Origin of the sequence: Paractinoplanes atraurantiacus (genome assembly GCF_900215205.1) — a bacterium.
Lineage (GTDB): Bacteria > Actinomycetota > Actinomycetes > Mycobacteriales > Micromonosporaceae > Actinoplanes > Actinoplanes atraurantiacus.
On the sequence record NZ_OBDY01000013.1, the window covers coordinates 20,141 to 40,753 of the forward strand.

General features: G+C 71.5%; 19 protein-coding genes and 1 tRNA gene. 9 read left to right on the forward strand and 11 right to left on the reverse strand.

Features of this window, described 5'->3' with window-relative positions; translation table 11 throughout:
* The 3 genes from CRP55_RS26765 to CRP55_RS26775 form a co-directional block, all read right to left on the reverse strand.
* Window positions 1–675 (reverse strand): Crp/Fnr family transcriptional regulator, encoded by a 675-nt coding sequence (locus tag CRP55_RS26765; RefSeq protein WP_097322900.1) that lies wholly within the window; start codon window positions 673–675, stop codon window positions 1–3.
* Window positions 663–2,666, reverse strand: coding sequence for an adenylate/guanylate cyclase domain-containing protein (locus tag CRP55_RS56050; RefSeq protein ID WP_342751578.1), 2,004 nt, complete (start codon window positions 2,664–2,666; stop codon window positions 663–665). The genes CRP55_RS26765 and CRP55_RS56050 overlap by 13 nt, the downstream gene beginning before the upstream one ends.
* 95 nt (window positions 2,667–2,761) lie before the next feature.
* Window positions 2,762–2,834 (reverse strand) — tRNA-Gly (locus CRP55_RS26775).
* 104 nt (window positions 2,835–2,938) lie between these two features.
* Between CRP55_RS26775 and CRP55_RS26780 the strand changes: the two genes are divergently transcribed.
* Together CRP55_RS26780 and CRP55_RS26785 are read left to right on the forward strand one after the other, a co-directional pair.
* Complete coding sequence (locus CRP55_RS26780) at window positions 2,939–4,597, forward strand: FAD-dependent oxidoreductase (RefSeq protein WP_097322901.1); 1,659 nt, start codon at window positions 2,939–2,941, stop codon at window positions 4,595–4,597.
* Window positions 4,598–4,639: 42 nt separating this feature from the next.
* A complete protein-coding gene (locus tag CRP55_RS26785; RefSeq protein ID WP_097322902.1) occupies window positions 4,640–4,960 on the forward strand; it encodes an STAS domain-containing protein in 321 nt (106 codons plus the stop codon).
* A gap of 4 nt (window positions 4,961–4,964) precedes the next feature.
* Here the strand turns inward: CRP55_RS26785 and CRP55_RS26790 are convergent, their stop codons facing one another.
* The gene (locus CRP55_RS26790) at window positions 4,965–6,776 is read right to left on the reverse strand and encodes a hypothetical protein (protein WP_143234886.1); all 1,812 of its coding nucleotides are present in this window, start codon (window positions 6,774–6,776) and stop codon (window positions 4,965–4,967) included.
* 126 nt (window positions 6,777–6,902) lie between these two features.
* Between CRP55_RS26790 and CRP55_RS26795 the strand changes: the two genes are divergently transcribed.
* Window positions 6,903–8,570, forward strand: a complete 1,668-nt coding sequence (locus CRP55_RS26795) for a calcium-binding protein (RefSeq protein WP_097322904.1) — start codon at window positions 6,903–6,905, stop codon at window positions 8,568–8,570.
* Between the two features lie 31 nt (window positions 8,571–8,601).
* Window positions 8,602–9,063, forward strand: coding sequence for a MarR family winged helix-turn-helix transcriptional regulator (locus tag CRP55_RS26800; RefSeq protein WP_218854703.1), 462 nt, complete (start codon window positions 8,602–8,604; stop codon window positions 9,061–9,063).
* Here the strand turns inward: CRP55_RS26800 and CRP55_RS26805 are convergent.
* Genes CRP55_RS26805 through CRP55_RS26820 form a run of 4 tightly spaced genes read right to left on the reverse strand, consistent with a single transcriptional unit; the run spans window position 8,994 to window position 13,675 of the window.
* Complete coding sequence (locus tag CRP55_RS26805; RefSeq protein WP_097322905.1) at window positions 8,994–10,466, reverse strand: MutS-related protein; 1,473 nt, start codon at window positions 10,464–10,466, stop codon at window positions 8,994–8,996. The genes CRP55_RS26800 and CRP55_RS26805 overlap by 70 nt on opposite strands.
* Window positions 10,463–11,950, reverse strand: coding sequence for a MutS-related protein (locus tag CRP55_RS26810; RefSeq protein WP_143234888.1), 1,488 nt, complete (start codon window positions 11,948–11,950; stop codon window positions 10,463–10,465). Before CRP55_RS26810 ends, CRP55_RS26805 begins: the two co-directional genes overlap by 4 nt.
* Window positions 11,951–11,986: 36 nt before the next feature.
* A complete protein-coding gene (gene add / locus CRP55_RS26815) occupies window positions 11,987–12,919 on the reverse strand; it encodes an adenosine deaminase (RefSeq protein ID WP_097323086.1) in 933 nt (310 codons plus the stop codon).
* Between the two features lie 18 nt (window positions 12,920–12,937).
* Window positions 12,938–13,675 carry an SDR family oxidoreductase gene (locus CRP55_RS26820; protein ID WP_097322907.1) on the reverse strand — a complete coding sequence of 246 codons (738 nt, stop codon included), beginning with the start codon at window positions 13,673–13,675 and terminating at the stop codon, window positions 12,938–12,940.
* Window positions 13,676–13,757: 82 nt separating this feature from the next.
* Here CRP55_RS26820 and CRP55_RS26825 point away from each other — a divergent pair, with 82 nt between their 5' ends.
* Together CRP55_RS26825 and CRP55_RS26830 are read left to right on the forward strand one after the other, a co-directional pair.
* A complete protein-coding gene (locus CRP55_RS26825) occupies window positions 13,758–14,225 on the forward strand; it encodes an RrF2 family transcriptional regulator (protein ID WP_097323087.1) in 468 nt (155 codons plus the stop codon).
* Between the two features lie 163 nt (window positions 14,226–14,388).
* The gene (locus CRP55_RS26830; RefSeq protein WP_097322908.1) at window positions 14,389–15,441 is read left to right on the forward strand and encodes a glycoside hydrolase family 26 protein; all 1,053 of its coding nucleotides are present in this window, start codon (window positions 14,389–14,391) and stop codon (window positions 15,439–15,441) included.
* On the opposite strand, the gene CRP55_RS26835 is transcribed toward CRP55_RS26830, so the two are convergent.
* Entirely contained in the window at window positions 15,442–16,710 is a 1,269-nt protein-coding gene (locus tag CRP55_RS26835; RefSeq protein WP_097322909.1) for a cytochrome P450, read from the reverse strand. It lies immediately after the preceding gene.
* A 127-nt stretch (window positions 16,711–16,837) separates the two neighbouring features.
* On the opposite strand from CRP55_RS26835, the gene CRP55_RS26840 reads away from it, so the two are divergent.
* Both CRP55_RS26840 and CRP55_RS26845 read left to right on the forward strand, forming a co-directional pair.
* Window positions 16,838–18,031 (forward strand): MFS transporter, encoded by a 1,194-nt coding sequence (locus CRP55_RS26840; RefSeq protein ID WP_097322910.1) that lies wholly within the window; start codon window positions 16,838–16,840, stop codon window positions 18,029–18,031.
* Window positions 18,028–18,450 (forward strand): GNAT family N-acetyltransferase, encoded by a 423-nt coding sequence (locus CRP55_RS26845; RefSeq protein WP_097322911.1) that lies wholly within the window; start codon window positions 18,028–18,030, stop codon window positions 18,448–18,450. The genes CRP55_RS26840 and CRP55_RS26845 overlap by 4 nt, the downstream gene beginning before the upstream one ends.
* A gap of 37 nt (window positions 18,451–18,487) precedes the next feature.
* On the opposite strand, the gene CRP55_RS26850 is transcribed toward CRP55_RS26845, so the two are convergent.
* Window positions 18,488–19,306 (reverse strand): MFS transporter, encoded by an 819-nt coding sequence (locus tag CRP55_RS26850; protein ID WP_218854704.1) that lies wholly within the window; start codon window positions 19,304–19,306, stop codon window positions 18,488–18,490.
* Window positions 19,307–19,331: 25 nt separating this feature from the next.
* Between CRP55_RS26850 and CRP55_RS26855 the strand changes: the two genes are divergently transcribed.
* Window positions 19,332–20,174 carry an ArsR/SmtB family transcription factor gene (locus tag CRP55_RS26855; RefSeq protein WP_218854705.1) on the forward strand — a complete coding sequence of 281 codons (843 nt, stop codon included), beginning with the start codon at window positions 19,332–19,334 and terminating at the stop codon, window positions 20,172–20,174.
* On the opposite strand, the gene CRP55_RS52275 is transcribed toward CRP55_RS26855, so the two are convergent.
* Window positions 20,091–20,612, reverse strand: a complete 522-nt coding sequence (locus CRP55_RS52275; RefSeq protein ID WP_143234890.1) for a 2'-5' RNA ligase family protein — start codon at window positions 20,610–20,612, stop codon at window positions 20,091–20,093. The two genes, CRP55_RS26855 and CRP55_RS52275, sit on opposite strands and share 84 nt — an antisense overlap.
* Window position 20,613 lies beyond the last annotated feature (1 nt).

Genomic DNA, 20,613 nt, shown 5'->3' on the forward strand with positions numbered 1-20,613 from the left:
CTAGCGAGCCCTGGCTCGCAACAAGTTCAAGTCGATGACGGAGACCGAGCGGCGCTGCGTGGTGATGACCCCGTGGCGCCGCAAGGTGCGCAGCGCCTTCGTCACCGATTCCCGGGACGAGCCGGTCCACGCGGCCAGCTCGTCCTGGCTCAGCGGCACGGTGATCTGCACGCCCTCGGAGCCGGTGGCGCCGAACCGCTCGGCCAGCTCGACCAGCCGCAGCGCCACCCGCCCGAGGGTGTCGTACGTGCCGAACTCGACCCGCTTGCGGTCGGAGTCGCGCAGCCGGGCCACGATCATCCGGACGATCCGCATCGCGGCCGCCGGGTGGTCCTGGAGGAACTTCAGGAACGAGCTCACCGGCACGACCAGGGTTTCCAGGGGTTCCAGGGCCGCCACCGACGCCGACCGGGGCGCCCCGTCCAGGGCCGACATCTCCCCCAGCAGCGCACCCGGTCCGCGGATGGCCAGCAGCACCTCGCCGCCGTGCGCGGTCAGCGAGAACACCTTGGCCCGCCCGGACAGCACGAACACCACCGTCGTGGACTGGTCGCCCTCGCTGAACAGCGTCGCCCCGCACGGCCAGCGCCGCCGCCGTCCCGAGCGGAACAGGTCGTCGACCTCCTCGCCGGCGAGCTCGCCCAGGAACTCCCCCGGATCGGTCACGAGCGCCACATGTCCTCCTCCCGCAGACCGTTCAGGACGTACGCCGGGACCGGCTGCCGGCGCCCCTTCACCATCAGGTCGCCCAGCGGCGTCACCAGCGCCGATGATCCGATCCGGTCAAGTGTCGACCCGCCGATGACCACCTGGCCGGGCGCCGCCCGCGTCTCGAGCCGGGCCGCCACGTTGACCGCGTCGCCCATCGCGTTGAAATTGCGCAGTTGCGTGCCGCCGATGTTGCCGACCAGCGCCTCGCCGGTGTTGACGCCGACCCGGAACCGCGGCCAGCCGGGCCGGCTCGCCGCGATTTTGTCGACCGCGCATTGCATCATCAGCGCCGCCCGGGCCGCCCGCAGCGCGTGGTCGGGTTGCCGGGCCGGCGCGTTGAACAGCGCCATCAGCGCATCACCTTGGAATTGCACGACAGTGCCGCACTGCCCGAGCACCACTTTGGTCGCCACGTCGAAATACTCGTTGAGCATCGTGACGATTTGCCCCGGCGTCGACTCCTCCGAGAACGTCGTGAAGCCCCGCAGATCGGCGAACAGCGACGTCACCTCGACCACGGCCCCGCCCAGCGCCGCCTGCGACGGGTCCGCGACCAGGGCCGTCGCCACATCGGGCGACATGTATTGCCGGAAAAGCACGTCGAGCTGCCGATAGAGCCGCGCGTTCTCCAGCGCGATCGACAATTGGGCGGCCAGCGATTTCAGCAGCGCCGCGTCCCTTTCCGGGACGACGGAGCCGCGCCCCGCGATCAGCACGCCGGCCGGGTGCGTTTTGACGATCAAGGGCAGGACCAGGTTGCCGTACGCGTCCACGAGCGGTTCCCGGCATTTCAGGGCCGCCTGCGCCTCCCGTACGGAATCAATCTGAACCGAACCGCAAGCGAGCGACGGCCGGAAGACCAGCCGGTTGTCCTCGACCAGCCCGATCTGGACCGCATATCCCTCGAACGCCTCCGCGATTCGGCGTGCCGCGCCCTCCAGCAGATCCACATCGGACACCAGCACCCTCGCATCGCGGCCGACCGCGACCAGCGCGCCCAGCTTGCGGATCTGATCGCGCTCGCCGGCCAGCGCGTCGGCGGCCCGGCTCAGCACCGCCGCCTGCCCCTCGGTCAGCTCGAAGCGCCGCGCGACGACCTCCATGGCCGACGCCCGCGGCCCCCCGCGCATCGCCTCGACCAGCGCCTCCAGCGCCGCCCCGTACTCCGCCTTCAGCCGCCGCACGGTGTACTCGGCGCCGACCGCGCTGAACAGACCGGCCGCCGCGCCCTCGTTGCGATATTGGACCCAGGCGCTGTACGCGACGTAGCCGAACCCGGCCGCCATCAGCAGATGCCACTCCCACCACGACGCCTGCCAGTTGCGGCCCACCGCCATCGCCACCGCCGACTCGGCCAGCAACGTGAACGCCGTCATCACCGACAGCAGCATGACCGCGCGGCGCTCCCGGTAGAGCGCGTAGTAGCGCAGCGCCGCCGCCGCGAACAGCGCGAACGCGATCAGCGAGAGCGCCTCGGTCGGCGGCGCGAGCCAGGCCAGAGCCCCGGCCAGCGCGAACGCGCCCACCCCGAGCCACAGCGACCAGCGCATCAGCGTGGCCGGCAGGTCGACGGCCGACGCCGCCGCCAGCACGGCCGCCACGGTCAGTCCCACCGGCGACGCGGACGCGAACAGCTCGTTGGGCCCGCCCAGCAGCATGTGCGGGGTGGCCAGCGCGTGCAGGGCCAGGAAGGCCGCGGCCACCAGGAACGACAGGCCGACCAGGAAGAGCCGGATGTCGGCCCGGCGCCGGGCCGCCTCGCCGACCAGCACGGCCATCGTCAGGCTGACCGCGGCCACGGCGAGCACCAGCCAGAAGTGGGCCGCGTCGTGATGCCAGCGCCCGTCCAGGGCGGGCCGGGAGATCAGCAGCCAGAGGCCCACCATCGGGGCGGCGAGGTGCGCGGCCCAGACGATCACGCGCGCCGGTCCGCCGCGACCCGCCACTGGATCCATGCACTACGACGTTAGTCGCATCGGCGCAGGTGACGCGCCCGGGAAAGGTGTCGGAAAAGCGCGAAAGGGGCCCCGAGGGACCCCTTTGGCGACAGAGCGGACGACGGGATTCGAACCCGCGACCCTCACCTTGGCAAGGTGATGCGCTACCAGCTGCGCTACGTCCGCGCTGAGGAGAACACTACCGGATGCCGTCCAGGGGCCTCACCACCGGGTCGGCTGTGTCGGGCGTGACCTTGAGCCGGGCGGCCCCACTCTGGGAACATGCGCCGATGGTGACGCCTTTCCCGGAGCTCGGGGAGCAGTTCGAGGAGCTCGCGGCCGCCGCCCTGGTGGTGCTCGACAAGGAGCAGTTCACGCGCGCGATCACGTACGGTCAGCCGCAACCCGTCAAGGCCGGTGACACTCTGTTCGACATCGGCGACGAAAACCTCGATCTGATCCTGATCGAGTCCGGCGGGGCCGACGTCGTGCGCGCCGGCGGCGACGAGCCGATCCTGCACGCGGGCCCGCGTCAGTTCGTCGGCGAGCTCAACCTGCTGACCGGCCAGACCCGCTTCCTCACCGCCCACGCCACCGCCGACGGCGTCGTGCACCGGGTCACGGCCGCCGCGTTCCGCCGCCTCATGGCGCAGGACACCGAGCTCAGCGACATCCTGCTGCGCGCCTTCCTGGCCCGGCGCCAAATCCTCGTCTCGCATGCCGCACCCAGCCTGGACGTGGTCGCCGACGACGGCACCGCCGAGGGCCTGGCGCTGCGCACCTTCCTCGTCCGGCAGGACCTGCCGTACCGCTGGCTCCAGCCCGGCACCGCCGAGGCCGAACAGGTGACCGCCGGCGCCGGCCTCACCCTCACCGACCTGCCGGCCGCGATCACGCCGCGGCTGACGCTGCGCAACGTCGACCCCGGGACGCTGAGTCATTCTCTGGGTCTCACCTACCGGCGTACACCCAAAGGAATCGCCGATCTGACGATCGTCGGAGCCGGACCGGCGGGACTGGCCGCGGCCGTCTACGGCGCGTCCGAAGGACTGGAAACGGTGCTGCTCGACGCCGTGGCCACCGGCGGGCAGGCCGCCGCGAGCTCACGCATCGAGAACTACCTGGGCTTCCCGTTCGGGCTCAGCGGCGAGGCCCTGGCCGCCCGGGCCGTCGTGCAGGCGCTGAAGTTCGGCGCCCACCTCGGCAGCCCCTGCGGCGTCGCCGCCCTGGCCACGCGGCCCGACGGCACCCACCTGATCACGCTGGTCGACGGCACCGAGATACCGACCCGCACGGTGCTGATCGCCACCGGAGCCGCCTATCGCAACCTGCCGCTGGGCCGCTGGGCCGATTTCGTCGGCGCCGGCATCTACTACGCGGCGACGGACCTCGAGGCGAAGGCGGTCTCCGGACTTCCGGTCACGGTGGTCGGCGGGGCCAACAGCGCGGGCCAGGCGGCGATCTATCTGGCCCGGCACGCCGGTGAGGTCACTTTGGCTGTACGCGGTGACAGCCTCACCAAAGACATGTCGAACTATCTCGTCGAGCGGATCCTGGCCGACCCGCGCATCACCGTGCGCACCGCGACCGAGGTGACCTCCCTGGCCGGCGGCCACCGCCTCGAGGAGATCACCCTGACCGAGCGCGGCACCGGCGCCGGCGACGCGTGCGGCTGCTTCGGCCTGTTCTGCTTCATCGGCGCCCAGCCGGCGACGGGCTGGCTGACCGATGTGGCGCTGGACGAGAACGGCTTCGTCCCCACCGACGTCCAGTTGGGCGGCCGCTGGACCGGCACCACCCGCCCCGCACTCCCGTTCGAGACGAGCATCCCCGGCGTCTTCGCCGCCGGCGACGTCCGCACCGACTCGATGAAGCGTGTGGCGGCGGCCGTCGGTGAGGGCGCCAGCGCCGTCCGTAGCGTCCACCAGGCCCTGGCCCACCTGGGCTGACGCGAGATGCCGCGGTGGTGCGGTCCGGGTAGCATCTCCGGAATGCCGATGGAAGCCACGATTCTCCACGAACCAGCCGATCCCGACGGCCTGGTCGTAGCCTCCCTCGCCGGTGAGCTCGACCTGGACCGCGCCGACGACGTCCGCGACGCCCTGGCCACGATCGCCGCCGACCCCGCCTGCCGCTACCTGCGCATCGACGTGGCCGGCCTCGACTTCATCGACTCGTACGGCCTGGGCGCCCTGGTCAGCGCCCGCAACACCGCCGCCGCCCACGGCGTCTCGTTCACTTTGGCCAAGCCGTCACCCCCGGTGCAGAAGGCCATCGAGGTCACCGGCCTGGGCCACGTCTTCGGCCTCTGACCGGTCAGTGCCGCGTCCACCAAAGGGTGGCGGCGGCGACGAGAACGTAGGCGAAGACGACCGCCGGGCCGCTGCCCAGCCGGTCGGTGACCTCGCGGCCGGGGTCGCCGGCGGCCAGGGAGAGGTCGCGCAGGCGCATGATGACCCCGCCCCAGCGGTCGGCCACGCCGGTCAGGTGGATGGCGTCGCCGGGTTCCCATGCGATCCACAGGCCCTTGTCGTCGCGGCGCACGCCGTGCAGGCGTGTCCACGGCACATGACGGACGCGCATGCGGCCGTGCACCACGAGCCCACCTTTCGTCAGCTCGGCGCGCGCGGTCAGGCGGCGCCATCCGCCGTAGGTCAGTGAGCCGCCGAGCCAGAGCACGACCAGGGTCTGCCACCAGTCCTCGGGCAGCCCGGCCAGCACGACGGCGGGCCCGGCGGCGAAGCCGAGAAGCGACAACGCCCCGAGCACGCGCTCCCGCGGGCGGGGCCGCAGGACGACCGGCAGCTCGGTCAGTTCTTCGCGGCCGGCCGAGGGCAGGGGCACTCCAGGAGGGGCATCGGGCACCGATTCGGGGCTACGCATCGGCATGCGCAAGGGCGCCTCGGGCAGCAGAACGGCGGAGTCCGTGATCAGCACGACCCAGCCGCCGTCGCGCAGGTCACCGGCCACTGTCACGGTCTGCGGTTCACTCCCGCGAACCCGGCTCGGCGGGCTCTCCCCCCGCCACTCCCGGCCGAACTCCTCGACTTCCTCGACCGTCCACGCCCCGTCCCCGTCCTCGTCGTCAGCCCCGTCCTCGTACTCGTGCTCGTCGTGGTTGGCGGTCGAGTCGGCGCCGTCGTTCACGGACGAGTCGGCGCCGTCGTTCACGGACGGGTCGGGCGGGAGGAACGGCGCGGGCAGGACCGGCACCAGCGCGCGGCCGCCGAACATCACCGCACGGTCCGCAACCGCCAGATCGGCGGCCACTTCGACGGCGGCCAGCGGCCCCCGCGACAATCGCCGGCGCGCTGAGCGCCGGCTCTGCTCGCGGAACAGCAGGATGCCGGCCAGGGCGAGCGCACCGAGCCCGGCGCTGAGCCACACCGTCACATCCTCGGGTTCGGCCACCAGGCGTACCCACGAGCCGTCGACCAGCACCGGAACCACCTGCCCGGCCCGGTACGAGCCGACCACGTCGACCCGCACCGGCTCGGGCACGCCGACCGTGACCACACCCGAGGCGTTGTCGGCGCTGCGGATGACCGCGTCCGTCCGGACCGCCGCCGCCTCGTGCGCCGCCACCTGAGCGTCCCGGTGGCCGTACCAGGCGAGGCCGCCGGCCCCGGCCATGCTCAGGGCGACGGCCGCTGCCGTACGCCATCCCCACCCCGGGCGATCCTCCCGGAGCCGCTCGTCTAGGCGCACCGTCCCGGCCGCCTCCGCGACGATGGCCGCCTGCCGCCGCCGCGCCACCACCAGCCACGCCGCCACGGCCAGACAGAGCAGCCCGAAGACGCCGAACGCCACCCGGGCCACCGGCTCGTCGTCGAGGACCAGATCGAGGACGGCGAAGAGCACCCCGGCCCCGCACCCGGCCAACGGCAGCCACCACAACAGGATCGGCGTGGCCAGCAGGACGACGATAACCACCGCGAGCGTCACGTCCGGCCCGCACACACCCGGATCCGCGGCCGTGCAGGAGGACGGGTCGCCCACCGCCGCCGCCACGAACGCTCCGGCCCACGCGGCGACCAGCACGAGCCGCGGCACCCACCACGGCACCGCCGCCTTGATCCACCGCTGGATGCGCGCGCCGTCCAGCACGGGTGCACCGACATCAGTCACGCAGCGAAGATCCACTTCAACCGCCCTGGCCGTCAAGCTGGAGAAACGGGGCTCACAGGCCGCCTCAACTCGCCACCTCGGCGACCGACTGAGGAGCGCGACGATGAGGCGACAGGGGGGACTTGCGTGCGGCTGCGTTATCTGGTGCCGATGATGGCCGGCGGGATTGCTGTGTCGCTGACCGGCCCGATTCCGGCCGGGGCGGCCGCGCCGTCCACCGCCGTCGGCGGGGTGCGCCGCGCGTGCACGATCGTCGGCACCGCCGGGAGCGACCGGCTGCGCGGAACCTCCGGCAACGACGTGATCTGCGGCCGGGGCGGCAACGACACCATCGACGGCGCCGGCGGCAACGACGTGATCGACGGCGGAGCGGGCAACGACAACGTCAAGGGCGGCACCGGAAGCGACCTGATCACCGGCGGCACCGGCAACGACCTGATCACCGGCGGCATCGGAAGCGACCTGATCACCGGCGGCGACGGCAACGACCTGGTCACCGGCGGCGACGGCAATGACCGGATCGAGCTCGGGAGTGGCGACGACCGGGCCACGGGCGACGCGGGCGACGACCGGATCGACGGTGGCGCCGGCGATGACCGCCTCAACGGCGGGCCCGGCGCCGACTACCTCGAGGGCGGCGCCGGCATCAACACCTGCCTGCGCGACGCGACGGACACGTCGCCGGCGACCTCCTGCTCCGACCTCAAGGCCCCGGTGCTGCACACCGGCACTGCCGCCTGGGCCGATGCGGCGACCGGGGACAACGCGACCGCCCGGACCCTGCGCCTGCGGATGCGCGTCACCGACGACCGGGCCGGGGTGCGCTTCGCGATGCTGCGCTACAGCAACGGCCCGACCGAGGTTCGCTTCGTCAGCCAGGCTCTGCTCTCCGGCACCACCACCGACGGCGTCCACGAGTTCCGCGCGACCGTGCCCGCCTTCGCTCCGGCCGGTGAGTACCGCCCGGTCGGAGCGGTCGCCGAGGACCGGGTGAACCGGCTGACCACGGCGGCGGATCTGACCGCGCTGCCGTCGTTCACCGTGACCGGGGCCTCCGACCTGACCGCGCCGGCGGCCGACGTGTCCTCGGTTCGGTGGGTCACCCCCACCACCCTCGACAACAGCACGGCCCACCCGCTGCGGCTGCGGATGCGCGTGACCGACGACCGCGCCGGCGTCGGCTCCGGCTATGTCATCGTGAGCGGGAACAACGACGGCCCGGCGATCTACCTGAAGCAGCCCCACCTGGTCTCCGGCACAGCGACCGACGGCGTCTGGGAGTTCTCCGGCTCGATGCCCGCGAGCGCCGCGCCCGGCGAGTGGATGGTCAACTCGATCGAGCTCACCGACCGGGTCGGCCGCGAGTCGTCGGCCTCGGCGACCGAGGTCGCCCTGACGGTCACCGGCGTCGCGGACGTCGCCGACCCGGTGGCCGACCTCTCCAGCGCCCGCTGGATGACGCCGCGGACCCTCGACAACGGCGCCGACCGGGCCGTACGCCTGCGCGTCCGCCTGACCGACGACCTCTCCGGCATCCGCCTGCCCAACAACTGGACGCTCGCCCTCTCACCGGTCGACGACCCCAGCGCCGGCGCCTACATGTCGACCATGCGCCTGATCTCCGGCACGGCCACCGACGGCGTCTGGGAGTTCAGCGGCACCCTGGAGGCTTCGTCTCCGGCGGGTGTCTGGCACGTGCGCGCGTTCTCGTTCCACGACGGCGTCGGGCACGCTACCTACCTGACCGACGTCGACCAGATCCCCACCTTCACCGTGACCGAGCCGCGTGGGTGACGCGTCAACTCGGCCGCTATAGGGTGAACGCGTGGCCGACGGTGAGCACGCGCTCGACGCACGACAGTTGCACGCGTGGCGGGTCTTCATTCAGATGCAGGAACATCTGCGGTCCCGTATCGAGCAGCAACTTCAGGCGTCCAGTGGCCTGTCGATGGCCGACTACTCGGTGCTGTCGGTGCTCGCCGGGGCCGGGAGCGGGCGGCTTCGTGCGCACGAGCTCGGCGACAAGCTCGGGTGGGAGAAGAGCCGGCTGCACCATCAGCTCACCCGCATGACCAAGCGCGGGCTCGTGGAGCGCCGAGCCGGTCCGGCGCGGGCCGTGCACGTCGAGCTGACCGATCAGGGGTGGGCCGCCCTCACCGAGGCCGCGCCGCGCCACAGCGCGCACGTTCGTGAGCTGGTCATGGCGCCGCTCACCGATCAGGAAGTGGACCAGCTCGCCGGCATCTCGGCCAAGCTCCTGGATCGTTTCCAGAGGTCGGCCCCGTAGCTCGTCGCCTCCGGCGCGGCCTCGTGCAGGCGGAAGGAGCGATCGCGCCCGGCCCGGAGGAACACCGCGGGCGGACCGTCCTCGTAGAGGCCCCGCGCCAGCTCGTGCAGGTGGGTGACGAAGACGACCCGCACGCCGGCCCCGGTCATGGCGTCGATGATGCGGCGGGCGATGTCGGAGCCCTCCCGCTCGTTCGTCGACTGGAAGGACTCATTGCACAACAGCATGCCGTACGGGCCGATGACGTCGGCGATCTGCGACATGCGCCGCAGCTCCTCGTCGAACTTGCCGCTGGTCAGCGAGTCGTCCTCGTCGGTGGTGAAGTGGGTGAAGACACCGGTGCCGATCGAGGTTGTGAACGCGGTCGCGGCCACGAAGGCTCCGGCCGCCGCCATCAGCTGGGCCAGGCCCACGCTGCGCAGGAACGTGGACTTGCCGCCCCGGTTGGCCCCGGTGACCATGATCAGCGGCTTCCCACCGGCGTCCAGGTCGTTGGTGGCGGCCGGGTGGTCGAGACGAAGTTGCAGGCTCGGGTCGTACAAACCCGCGAAGGCGAAGGCCGAATCGTGCAGCGTCGGCCGGCACACCGCGGCGCCCCGGGCGATCAGCGCCTCGCGCAGGTTGAGGCAGCCCAGATAGAAGGCCACCTCGGTGCGCAGCGTGGTGAAGAACGCCAGCACGTGCCGCGCCGACTGGTCGGCGGCGCCGGCGAGACCGGCCAGGGCCTGATCTCGCAGGGAACTCAGCGCCCGGCTGGCGGCTTCATCCCCGTACGGAAGCTTGTAAGTGGCCTTGGGTGTGGTGTTGCGGCGGAACAGACCGCGGGCCTGGCGCTCGGGGCGGCGCAGCGCGAAGCCCTCGCTCTGGTTCCCGGCGCCGAGCCGGGCCGAGACCAGCAGGTTGCCGTCCAGGCCGAGCTGACCGATCCGGGCCGTCGCCGACGCCAGGTACTCGTCGTCGAACTGGTCGCCGACCATCGCGAAGAACTGCTGAAACCCCGCCGACGACACCCGTGACCGATAGCGATCGACCAGCGATCGCAGCTCGCGCAGCAGGCCCACGAAGGAGGTCAGCGTCGCAATCGACTGGTTCAGCAGGGTCTCAGGCGAGTCGAAGTAGACGGACCGGGCCGCGGCGCGCTGGGCCTCGACGGCGCGGCCGGCCAGCTCGTACAGCTCCCGGCCGAGCTTCGGCTCGCGCAGGCAGTCGGCGAGGACGTCCTGGCGGTAGACGACGTTCTCAGAAGCGACAGGCACGGACAACAGGACCGTACGCGCGGTCTCGGCGAGGAAGTCGTCGCCGGCGGCCATCGCGTCGATCACCGTGGACAGCCCCAGGTCCTCGGCCACGCGATCGGCCAGCGGCGGCAACGGGCCGGAGGAGGACAACAGGCCCGGCTTCACGCGTGGGCTCCGATCCGCGCGCGCAGCTGGTCCTGGGTGAGGCCGTACCTGGTGGCCAGGGCGAGCGCGTGGGCCTCACCGTCGGCGCGGCCGCGCGTGACCCGGAAAGTCCCGGCGCTTGTGGTCAGCGACACGACACGCGGGTCGAGCCGCGACAGCTCGTCGATGAACGTGACGCAGACGCCGACCGCGCCCGCGTCCAGGACGTCCCGCAGGACGTCGATGCTCATGGCCCGCGCGTCGGCGAACGTGGTGGAGCTGAACATCTCGTTGAGGATCACCACCGAGCGGTTCGTGACCTTCGGCAGCATCTCGGTCATCCGGGTGATCTCGTCCTCGAGCCGGCTCCGCAGGTCGCCCGCGCGGTCGCCGCGGTCGAAGTGGGTGAGGATCGCGTCCGGCGCGTGCAGGGCCACCGAGCGCCCCGGCACCGGCAGGCCCAGAGCGGCCAGGTGATAGAGCTGCCCGATCGTGCGGGCGAAGGTCGTCTTGCCGCCCTGGTTGGGCCCGGTCACCACGAGCACCGACTCGCCGTCGCCGAGCGCGACGTCGTTGGTGACCGGCGCCCGGCTCGCCGCGAGCAGCACATCGAACGTGTCCGTGACCTCGAGCCGGCCGGCCGGCCGCAGGTTCGGGAGGCAGAACGGCAGGCCCGCCCGCTGAGCCGGGGCGATGAAGTCGAGCCAGGCCAGCGCGAACCGCAGCTCGCGCTCGACCACGTCGATCACCGGATGCCGGACCGCCGGATGCCGGTCGACGAAGCGGGCGACCCGGTCGAACACGTCCGGGAACAGTTTCACCACCAGGTCGAGGACGGCCGCGTGGAGCTCGTTCATCTCGGCCCCGGCCCGCAGGTCGAACTCGTGCGGCGCGACCTCGCCCTCCCGGAAGCGCTCGAAGGTGTCCAGGGTGCCGGCGTTCAGATCCTCCTGATCGGCGAACGGACTGGCCGTGATCTCGTCGCCGGAGATCGACAGGGTGTACCGCAGGCCGCCGAGCTCGGCCAGCAAGGCCCGCGCCTCGGACGCCATCGCGGCGACGTCGGCCGAGGCCCGGTATTCACGCAGCCAGTCCAGCCAGCCGCGCAGGCCGGCCGACTTCTCGAGCGCGGCGATGGCGGCGTCGACGACACTCACGTACGAGGCGATGGCGTTCAGCCGCCACCGTTGCGCCTGCCGGGGATGGCGCACCCGCGCCGCCGCCTCGAACTGCCGCTCGCACCGGGCCAGGCCGTCGCCGAACGCTCGCATCGCCGCCAGCAGATCCTCGTCGGCCAGCTCGGCGAACACGGACTGCCGCTGCTCGATGGCCGCCGCGTCGTCCAGCCGGGCCGAGAAGGCCGGCACGAGATTGTGCCGTTCCCGCCCCTTCACCACCGCTTCGACGAGCTGGTCGAGCTGGAGATCCGCGAAATAGCCGGGCTCCCGGGCCTCCTGGGGCAGCGGAGCGCCGAACAACCCCGCGAAGGGCGGCGAAACGATCATGCAGACGAGCATACGTCGGCGAGGTGACGCATCAACTCAACCGGCGAAGGTGGCCTTACGGGCGTACTCCTCAATTGTCTTGATCTCCGCCTCCGACAGGCCGATCTCGGTCCGGGCCGTGGCGTACTCGCCGGAGAGGGTGATCGCCGAGGCGCGCGGGTCGTCGGTGGCCAGGGCGACCGGGACGCCGGCCGCCAGCAGCCGGCGCAAGGGGTGTTCGCGGTAGCTCGGGGCGACGCTGGTGTGCAGGTTGCTGGTCAGCGCCACTTCGAGCGTGATCCCGTGCGCGGCCAGGTGCTCCAGCAGCGCCGGGTCCTCGACCGAGCGGACGCCGTGGCCGATGCGCTCGGCGCCGAGGTGGTTGATCGCGTCCCAGACGCTGTGCGGGCCGGCCGCCTCGCCCGCGTGGACCGTCACGTGCAGGCCCGCGTCCCGGGCCTTGGCGAAGGCGGGGGCGAACTCGGCCGCCGGAACACCCGCCTCGTTGCCGGCCAGGTCCACCGCGCAGAACACCTCGCGGCGCGACAGCAGCGTGTCCACCTGGGCGACGCCCTGATCCGGGCCCAAGTCGCGCAGGAGGATGCCGATCAGCGCCACCGGCAGGCCCGTCCCGGCCGAGGCCGCATGCACGCCGGAGGCGACCGCGTCGATGACGGCCTCGGGCTCCAGGCCGGTCTCCCGGCGGATGAACCACGGGCTGAACCGCAGCTCCAGGTAGCCCAGGCCGTCATCGGCGGCGTCCCGCACCACCTCCGCGGCCGCCCGCTCCCAGTCCTGGGGGCGCGGGAGGGCGGACGGCGCGGCGTCGACCTTGTCGAGGAAAGGGACGAGGCCGCCCAGAGGGCCCCGGGCCACGAGCAGGTCCTCGGGGTCGGCCGCGACGGCCAGGGGGTGTCCGTCGCGGTGCGCCAGCTCGAGGACGGTGGATACTCGCAGGGAGCCTTCCAGGTGGCGGTGCAGGTCGATCATGGTCACGAGGTCAGGAGCTTAGCCCAGCCACGTGGCGAAGCTGATCGCGCCGATGCGGGCGCCGCTGCCCTGCGCCGGGGCCAGCGACTCGACCTGGGCGCCGAAATATCCGGCGGCCGGGTCCTCGATGACCTTGCGGGTGTCGCCCTTGGCCTCCAGGTAGCGGCGGACGAACGACGCCAGCGTGCCCGCCTCGGGCCCGGCCAGCTCGACCACGCCGTTGGTGGCGGGCTGCTCGACAAGGGCGGCCAGGGTGGCGGCGACGTCGTCGGCGGCGACCGGCTGGAATCGGGCGGTCGAGCCGTGCACCTCGCCGTCCTTGGTCGAGAAGTCGGCGATGCCGGCCAGGAACTCGAAGAACTGGGTGGCCCGCAGGATGGTGAACGGCACGCCGGCCTCGCGGATCTCGCGCTCCTGGGCGACCTTGGCCCGCATGTAGCCGCTGTCCGGGATCTGGTCGCAGTTGACGATCGAGACCGCCAGGTGGTGGGTCACGCCGGCTGCCTTCTCGGCCTCACCCAGATTGGCGGCCGAGGTCCGAAAAAACTCGAGCACCTCGTCGTCGCCCCAGGACGGCGCGTTGGTCAGGTCGACCACCGTGTCGGCGCCTTCCAGCGCCTGGGCCAGCCCTTCGCCGGTCACCGAGTTCACGCCCGTCGAGGGCGACGCGGCGACGGCGGTGTGCCCGGCCTGGGTGAGCAGCGGGATGAGCTTCTTGCCGACGAGCCCGGTGCCCCCGATGACCACGATCTTCATTGCCTTACCCCTAACTCGGATATCTCTTGTCCGGGTCAACTCTACTCGGACAACAAGTGTCCGAGTCAAGTAGGATGTGACCATGAAGATGTCCGGCGGGGTCGAGTGGGCCTTGCACTGCACCGTGGTGCTGAGCGCGGCCGAGCGTCCCGTGCCCGCCGCCCGCCTGGCCGAGCTGCACGACGTCTCCGCCAGCTACCTGGCCAAACAGCTCCAGGCGCTGTCCCGCGCCGAGATCATCCGGTCCGTTCAGGGCCACGCCGGCGGCTACGAACTGGCCCGTCCGGCGTCGCGGATCACCGTGCTCGACGTGGTCGAGGCGGTCGACGGGCCACAACCGGCTTTCGTGTGTACGGAGATCAGGCAGCGCGGTCCCCTGGCCGCCTCCGCCGAGGCGTGCGAGAAGCCGTGCGCGATCTCGCGGGCGATGAGCGCCGCCGACCAGGCGTGGCGGGCCTCCCTGCGCGCGGTCACGATCGCCGACCTCGCGGCCCAGGTGGGTTCGGACTACGACGCGGACGTGTTCGCCGGCGTACGCGCCTGGCTGTAAAAGATCTCAAGCACGGCGAAGAACCGCCGATCTCAGGGGCACGACCGCGGGTCCCGGCGAGCGCAACCGGGCCGCACCGTCACGGGCACCGGGCCCGCACCGTACGCCCTGGAATCTCTTCTCATGCCCGGCCGACAACGGCCGGACAACAGGGGGAGATTAGATGCTGCGGAAGTCCATGTACTCGCTGGCCGCGCTCGTCGCGGGCCTCGGTGCGGCGCTCGCCGGACCGGTGGCCGCGCAGGGCGCGACGACGCCGGCGGCGCCGGCGAGCAAGTGCGTGACCGACGCCAAGCTCGTCCCCACCTGCGGCGTCCTGTGGGGCGCGGCGGCCGGCGGCTTCAGCACCCTGCCGCGCGACCAGGAGCTCAAGACCTGGGAGCAGAAGTCGGGGCGTACGTCCTCGATCTTCCACGTCTACCACAAGGGTGACGAGAAGTTCCCGACCGCGTCCGAGATCGCCATGGTGCGCGACAAGGCCAAGCCGCGCGTGCTGCTGATGAACTGGCGCGTCGAGTACGGCTCGACCTGGGCCAACGTCGCCGCCGGCAAGCTCGACGCGCGCATCGACGCGTTCGCGGCGCGGGTCAAGGCGACCATGCCGGAGAAGTTCTTCCTCGTGCTCAACCACGAGCCGGAGGACGACGTCCGTACCGACGCCAAGCTCGGCATGACCGCGAAGGACTTCGCCGCGTCGTACCGTCACGTGATCAAGCGCCTGAAGTCCAAGGGCCTCAACAACATGATCAACGTTGTGGCGTACATGGGCAACGAGAAGTGGATGGCGCAGTCGTGGTGGAAGGACCTCTACCCGGGTGACGACGTCGTCGACTGGATGGGCCTGGACTCGTACGTCTCCTCCGAGCAGAACTACTACCACGCCGGCGTCTTCGCCGACCTGCTCGACCGCAAGGCCAAGGGCGGACAGGGCTGGTACGACTGGGCCGCCAAGAACCACCCCACCAAGCCGATCATGGTGGCCGAGTGGGGCGCCTACCACCGCGTGGGCAAGGTCGTCGACAAGTCCAAGCAGTTCAACTCGGTGCTGCCCGAGCTGGCCAAGCGCCCCAAGGTGAAGGCGATCGTCTACTTCGACACGAAGAAGGACCTGTTCGGCGACCGCGACATCAGCATCGACAGCTCGAAGGCCTCGCTGGCGTCGTTCCGCAAGCTGGCCGCGTCGCCGAAGTTCAACGTCACCCTTCGCCTTCGTTGATCAACTGAGATTCACCGGCAGGGCGTCCAATCCGAAGACGATGGACGCCCTGCGGTATGTCAGCTCCCTTTCCGGCACGGCCAGACTCATCTGCGGGAACCGCTCGAACAGGGCCGGATACGCGATGCGCAGCTCCATGCGCGCCAGTTCCGCGCCGATGCACCGGTGAATCCCGTACCCGAAAGCCAGGTGGGACCTTTTCATCGGCCGCCCGGTGTCGAGTTTCTCCGGTGCGGGGCCGGTCGCCGACGGATCGCGGTCGGCGCCGCTCAGCGAGCAGATCACGATGTCGCCGGCCCGGATGTCGGCCCCGCCCACCTTGTGATCGCGGATCGCCACGCGAGGGAACGCCACCTGCACCACGGTCATGTAGCGCAGCAACTCCTCGATCGTGTCGTCGAGGTTCTCGCTCAGCCCGGCCCGGAGCCCGTCGTCGGTCATCAGCGCCAGCGCACCCAGGGCGATCATGCTGGCCGACGTCTCGAGGCCCCCGGTCAGCACGCCGTCGGCCAAACCGGCCAGTTCCCGGTCGTCGATTTCGTTTCCGTGTGTACGGATGAGCGAGCCCAGCAGTCCGTCACCGGGCTCCCGCCGCTGCTTGTCGATCAGGCCGCCCAGATAGGTCAGCGACTCCCCCACCGCGTCCAGCGACGCGCCGGCCCCGTCCGCGAGATCGAACCGCGCCGTGCTCAGCTTCTGGAAGTACTCCCGGTCCTCGTACGGCACCCCGAGCAGCTCGCAGATCGTCAGAGCCGGCACCGGCAGCGCGTAGTCGTTCCACAGGTCCACGTCCCGCTTGCCGGCCATCTCGTCGAGCCGGCCCTGGACGATCGCCTCGATCCGGGGTTGCAGGCGCGTCAGGCGCCGCATGGTGAACTCCGGCGTCAGTGCCTTGCGCAGCCGCGTGTGCACCGGCGGGTCGGCGAAGCCCAGCCCGCCGGGGTCCTGCGTCACGTTGATGCCCACGCGCCCCGCGAACTTGCCGAAGTCGTTGCTGTAGCCGTCGAGGCTGCCCAGCACCTCGCGCACCGGCTCGTAGCCGGTGATCAGCCAGCCGCGCATGCCCAGCGGCAGCGGCAGCCGGCTGACCGGGTCACCTTCGACGCGGCGGGCCATCTCCTCGACCGGGTCGAGACCGTCACGGTGCAGCGGCCACAGCAGCTTGTCGGGCAGCATGGCCAGTCCCGCATAGGGGCCGTTGCCGCCCGCGAACCTGCGCGCGAGCAGCCCGAACACCTGCGATCGCACCGCCGACACCAGCGAGGTCATCCCCACCCGGTTTCCTCCCCATCCTGGAATTCGCAGAAGATGATCACATGGATGCGGCGGAAAAGGACGCACGCCAAGATTAATTTTCATATGTACAGACGTACACATCCTATGTACGCTCGTACGCATGACGCTCCTCGCACCGGCCGCGCCCTCCCGGCAGGCCCGCCGGGCCCGCCTCGCCGTGGCCGCGGTGTTCCTCACCAACGGTGCTCTGTTCGCCAACGTCGTGCCCCGCTATCCCCAGATCAAGGCGGATCTCGGCGTCACCAACGCCGTCCTCGGCACGGCCATCGCGGCCATGCCGCTGGGCGCGCTGCTGGCCGGCTTGCTGGCCGCCTCGGCGATCCGCCGCTTCGGCTCGGCCCGCGTCGCCGCCCCCGGCATCGTCCTGCTCGCCACCGCGACTTTTCTCCTGCCTTTCGCCCCGACGTGGTACGCCTTCGCCGGCGCCATGTTCGTCGTCGGCGCCCTCGACGCCATCGTCGACGTGGCCCAGAACGCCCACGGGCTGAGGGTCCAGCGGCTGTACGGGCGTTCGATCGTCAACTCGTTCCACGGCGTGTGGAGCATCGGCGCCGTCCTGGGCGGCCTCATGGGCTCCGCGGCGGCCGGCCTGGGGTTGTCCCTCACCGTCCACCTCGGCATCTCGGCGGCCCTGTTCAGCGCGGTGGCGCTGGCCGCCTTCCGCTTCATGCTCCCAGGCGGCGAGGACGCGGAACGAGCCGTTACCCCGTCCGATACCCCCGCCCCGCGCCGCGCGGTCACCGGCACGGCCGTCCGCATGCTGGCCATCCTGGGCATCCTGGCCGCGTGCGGCGCCCTGGTCGAGGACGCCGGCTCGTCGTGGGGCGCCCTCTACCTGACCGGCGACCTGCACACGAGCGCCGCCACGGCGGGCCTGGCCTTCGTGGCGCTGCAGGTGGCGATGACCCTGGGCCGCCTCACCGGCGACCGGGTGGTCGACCGTTTCGGCCAGCGCACGGTGGTCCGGGCCGGCGGCGCCCTGGCCGCGGCCGGCATGGGCGCGGCCCTGCTGTTCCCGTCGGTGCCGACGGCGCTGGCCGGTTTCGCCCTGGCCGGCCTGGGCGTGGCCACCTTGGTGCCGGCCACGATGCAGACCGCCGACGAGATCCCCGGCCTGGCCTCCGGCACCGGTTTGACCATCGTGAGCTGGCTCCTGCGAGGAGGATTCCTGCTGTCACCCCCACTGGTCGGCTTGATCGCCGACCAGACCAGCCTCCGGGTGGGCCTCCTGAGCGTCGTCCTGGCCGGCGTCCTGACCTTCGCCCTGGGCCGGGTCCTGAACAACAACAAATGATCCACCGAGTTTCCGCCGCCGAGCCGCGCCTTCTCACGCTGGCCGTCCGCCGCTTCGGAGGCGGCGGCACCGGTGCCGCCGCCTTCACGGCGACGCCGGGGACGATCGCCTTCGTGGCCGCCGACGGCGATGACGTTCAGGGCTGGTGCTGGGGTTACCTGCTGCCACGCCCCGACGGCACCAGCATGCTCTATCTCCACAATCTCGAAGTGGCCCCGCAGCACCGCCGCCGCGGCGTCGGCCGCGGCCTGCTGAGCGCCTTTCTCCAGGCCGGCGTGAGGGCCGGCGCCCGCACCATGTTCCTGATCACCGGCGAGCACAACACCGCCGCCCGCCGCCTGTACGAGTCGATGGGCGCCGGTCTCGCCACCCAGGGCCCAACCGTGAACTACTGGTTCGTGCTGCCCGCGACCGAGTGACTCCGCAGCGCCGCCAGCACCACTGGCAACGCGACGATCAGGACAGCACCCCGCACCACCCCGCGATCGGATAGGCCGCGCGCATTCCCCAATCGTGGGCGACGAAGCCCCCGGCCACCGCACCGAGCGGCGTCAAGCCCGCCGACAGCATCCGGTAGACCACGTTCACACGTCCGAGCAGAGCCGCCGGCACAACGGTCTGGCGCAGGCTGACGGTCACCACGCTCACCGCGAGCAGCACCAGAGTGACCGTGGCCAGCTGAAAGCAGAAAAGATTCAGAGCCAAGAGAATTGCGAGGGCACGCAGGAGCCGGTGCCCAGCCAGCCAGCGCAGCCCCTCCCCCACGGCACGCCGCATCGGCACTGGCGAAGGCCCCGGCCGCCGACGCGGAAGCCGCCGCAGCAGTACCACCGACGCGGCGAACGAGACCGCGTCGAACACGAACGGCAGCCCGGCCCCCATCCCGAAGAGCAACCCACCGATCGGCGGCCCGGCGAACGTCCGCGCCGTGTTCGTGGCCGCGAACTGCCGCCCGTTGGCCCACCGCAGGTCCTCCACGGGCACAAGCGAAGGTAGGGCAGCGTGGGCGGCGTTCCCCGCCACCACCTCACAGGCACCGAGCAGAAAAGCCGCCACGACCAGCCACCGGATTTCCACCGCCCCGGCCGCGACCGCCGCCACCAGCGAGACCAGCCGCATGTCACGGGTCACGGTCACAGCGAGCAGAGGAACAGCCGCGACGAAGGCACCGTCCCCCAGGTTGCTGACGATGGCTGCCGCTTGCAGACGCCGATAGGCGGCGGAAGTCGAGTCACGGCGACCAACCTCGGCGCGGCCGTAGCCCATGGACACCATGTAGCTCTCCGCTACATAATCCGGCGTGCCTTTGACGGTGGACCTCGACGTTGCCGAGCTGGCCGGCACGAGGTTCGCCATCTCCCCGCTCGCGGAAACCGTCGGTGCGCTGCTCCTGCTCGGCGCGCCCGCCACACCCGAACCCCATCGCCGCTGGCGGCGCTGGGCCGAACGCGAGGCCCGGACTCTGCACCTTCCGTCGACCTGGCCCCTGCTGGTCAACGACCGCCCGTCCTGGCCGGAGTTCCTGCTGCCCGCCCCCGGCGCTCGCGCACCGTCGATCGACGACGACCTCGAGGCCCCTGCGCCGAACTACGGCCAGGCAGGTCCGCGCCACCCCGACTTGGACTGGCGCGACGGCCGCCTTCTGCAGCACAGCCGCCAAGGCAACCGCGTGATCCGCCCCGCTCCGGGTGGCCTGGTCCTGATGCCGTCCGCCCTGGGCCCATCGACGCCCCACATCAGAGCGTCGACCTCGTCGTGGACAACCGTCCGCTACCCGGCCCGCGGCCTGGCCACCTTGTGGACCGCCGGCACGCACCCGGCCACCGGCGCCGTCGCCAACCTGCTGGGCCGCCCCCGAGCCGACCTGCTGGAGGCCCTGCGCTCCCCCACCACCGTCACCGACCTGGCCCACTCCACGGGCGTCACCCCGAGCGCGATCTCCCAGCACCTGCGCGTCCTGCGCGAGGCCGGCCTCATCGCCGGCTCCCGCACAGGCCGGCGCGTCCTCTACACCACAACCACCCTCGGCCTGGCCCTGTTGTGCGGCGAGGTGACGCCGTCACCGGGACAGGTCGGGGAACGTCCCGAACGGAGCGACCGGGCCGCTGAACATCGTCAGCTGGAGCGCCCCGGCCGGCACTGAGGACAGGTTCGGCAGTGTGGGTGGCTCGGCGGTCACCCCCAGCGTGATGTGCGGCCGGTAGTCCTCGTCCACGAGCCCCAACGGCTGGTGCCCGAGCCGCAGGAACTCCTGGTGCAGCGCGTTCAGCTGCGGACTGCGGATGACTTCCAGCCCGAAGTAGTAGCCGCCGGTCGGCACGTAATAGTCGCCGGGCGCAATCACCGAGTACAGCAGCCCGATGACCTTCGCCTCGAAGACCCGCTCCCGATGCGGCGCGGTAGCCGCGACGATCCCCGCCACCTGCTCCTCACCACAGTCGACATGCAGGACCGACACGTGCGGCGGCGCGTCGTCCCCCAGCAGCATCAGCGGCCGGCGCCCGTCGCCGATCGCGTGTGACAGCCCGACCAGAGACCGCGACGCCTCGACATCCGGCCGCAGTACCACCCCGTACGCCATG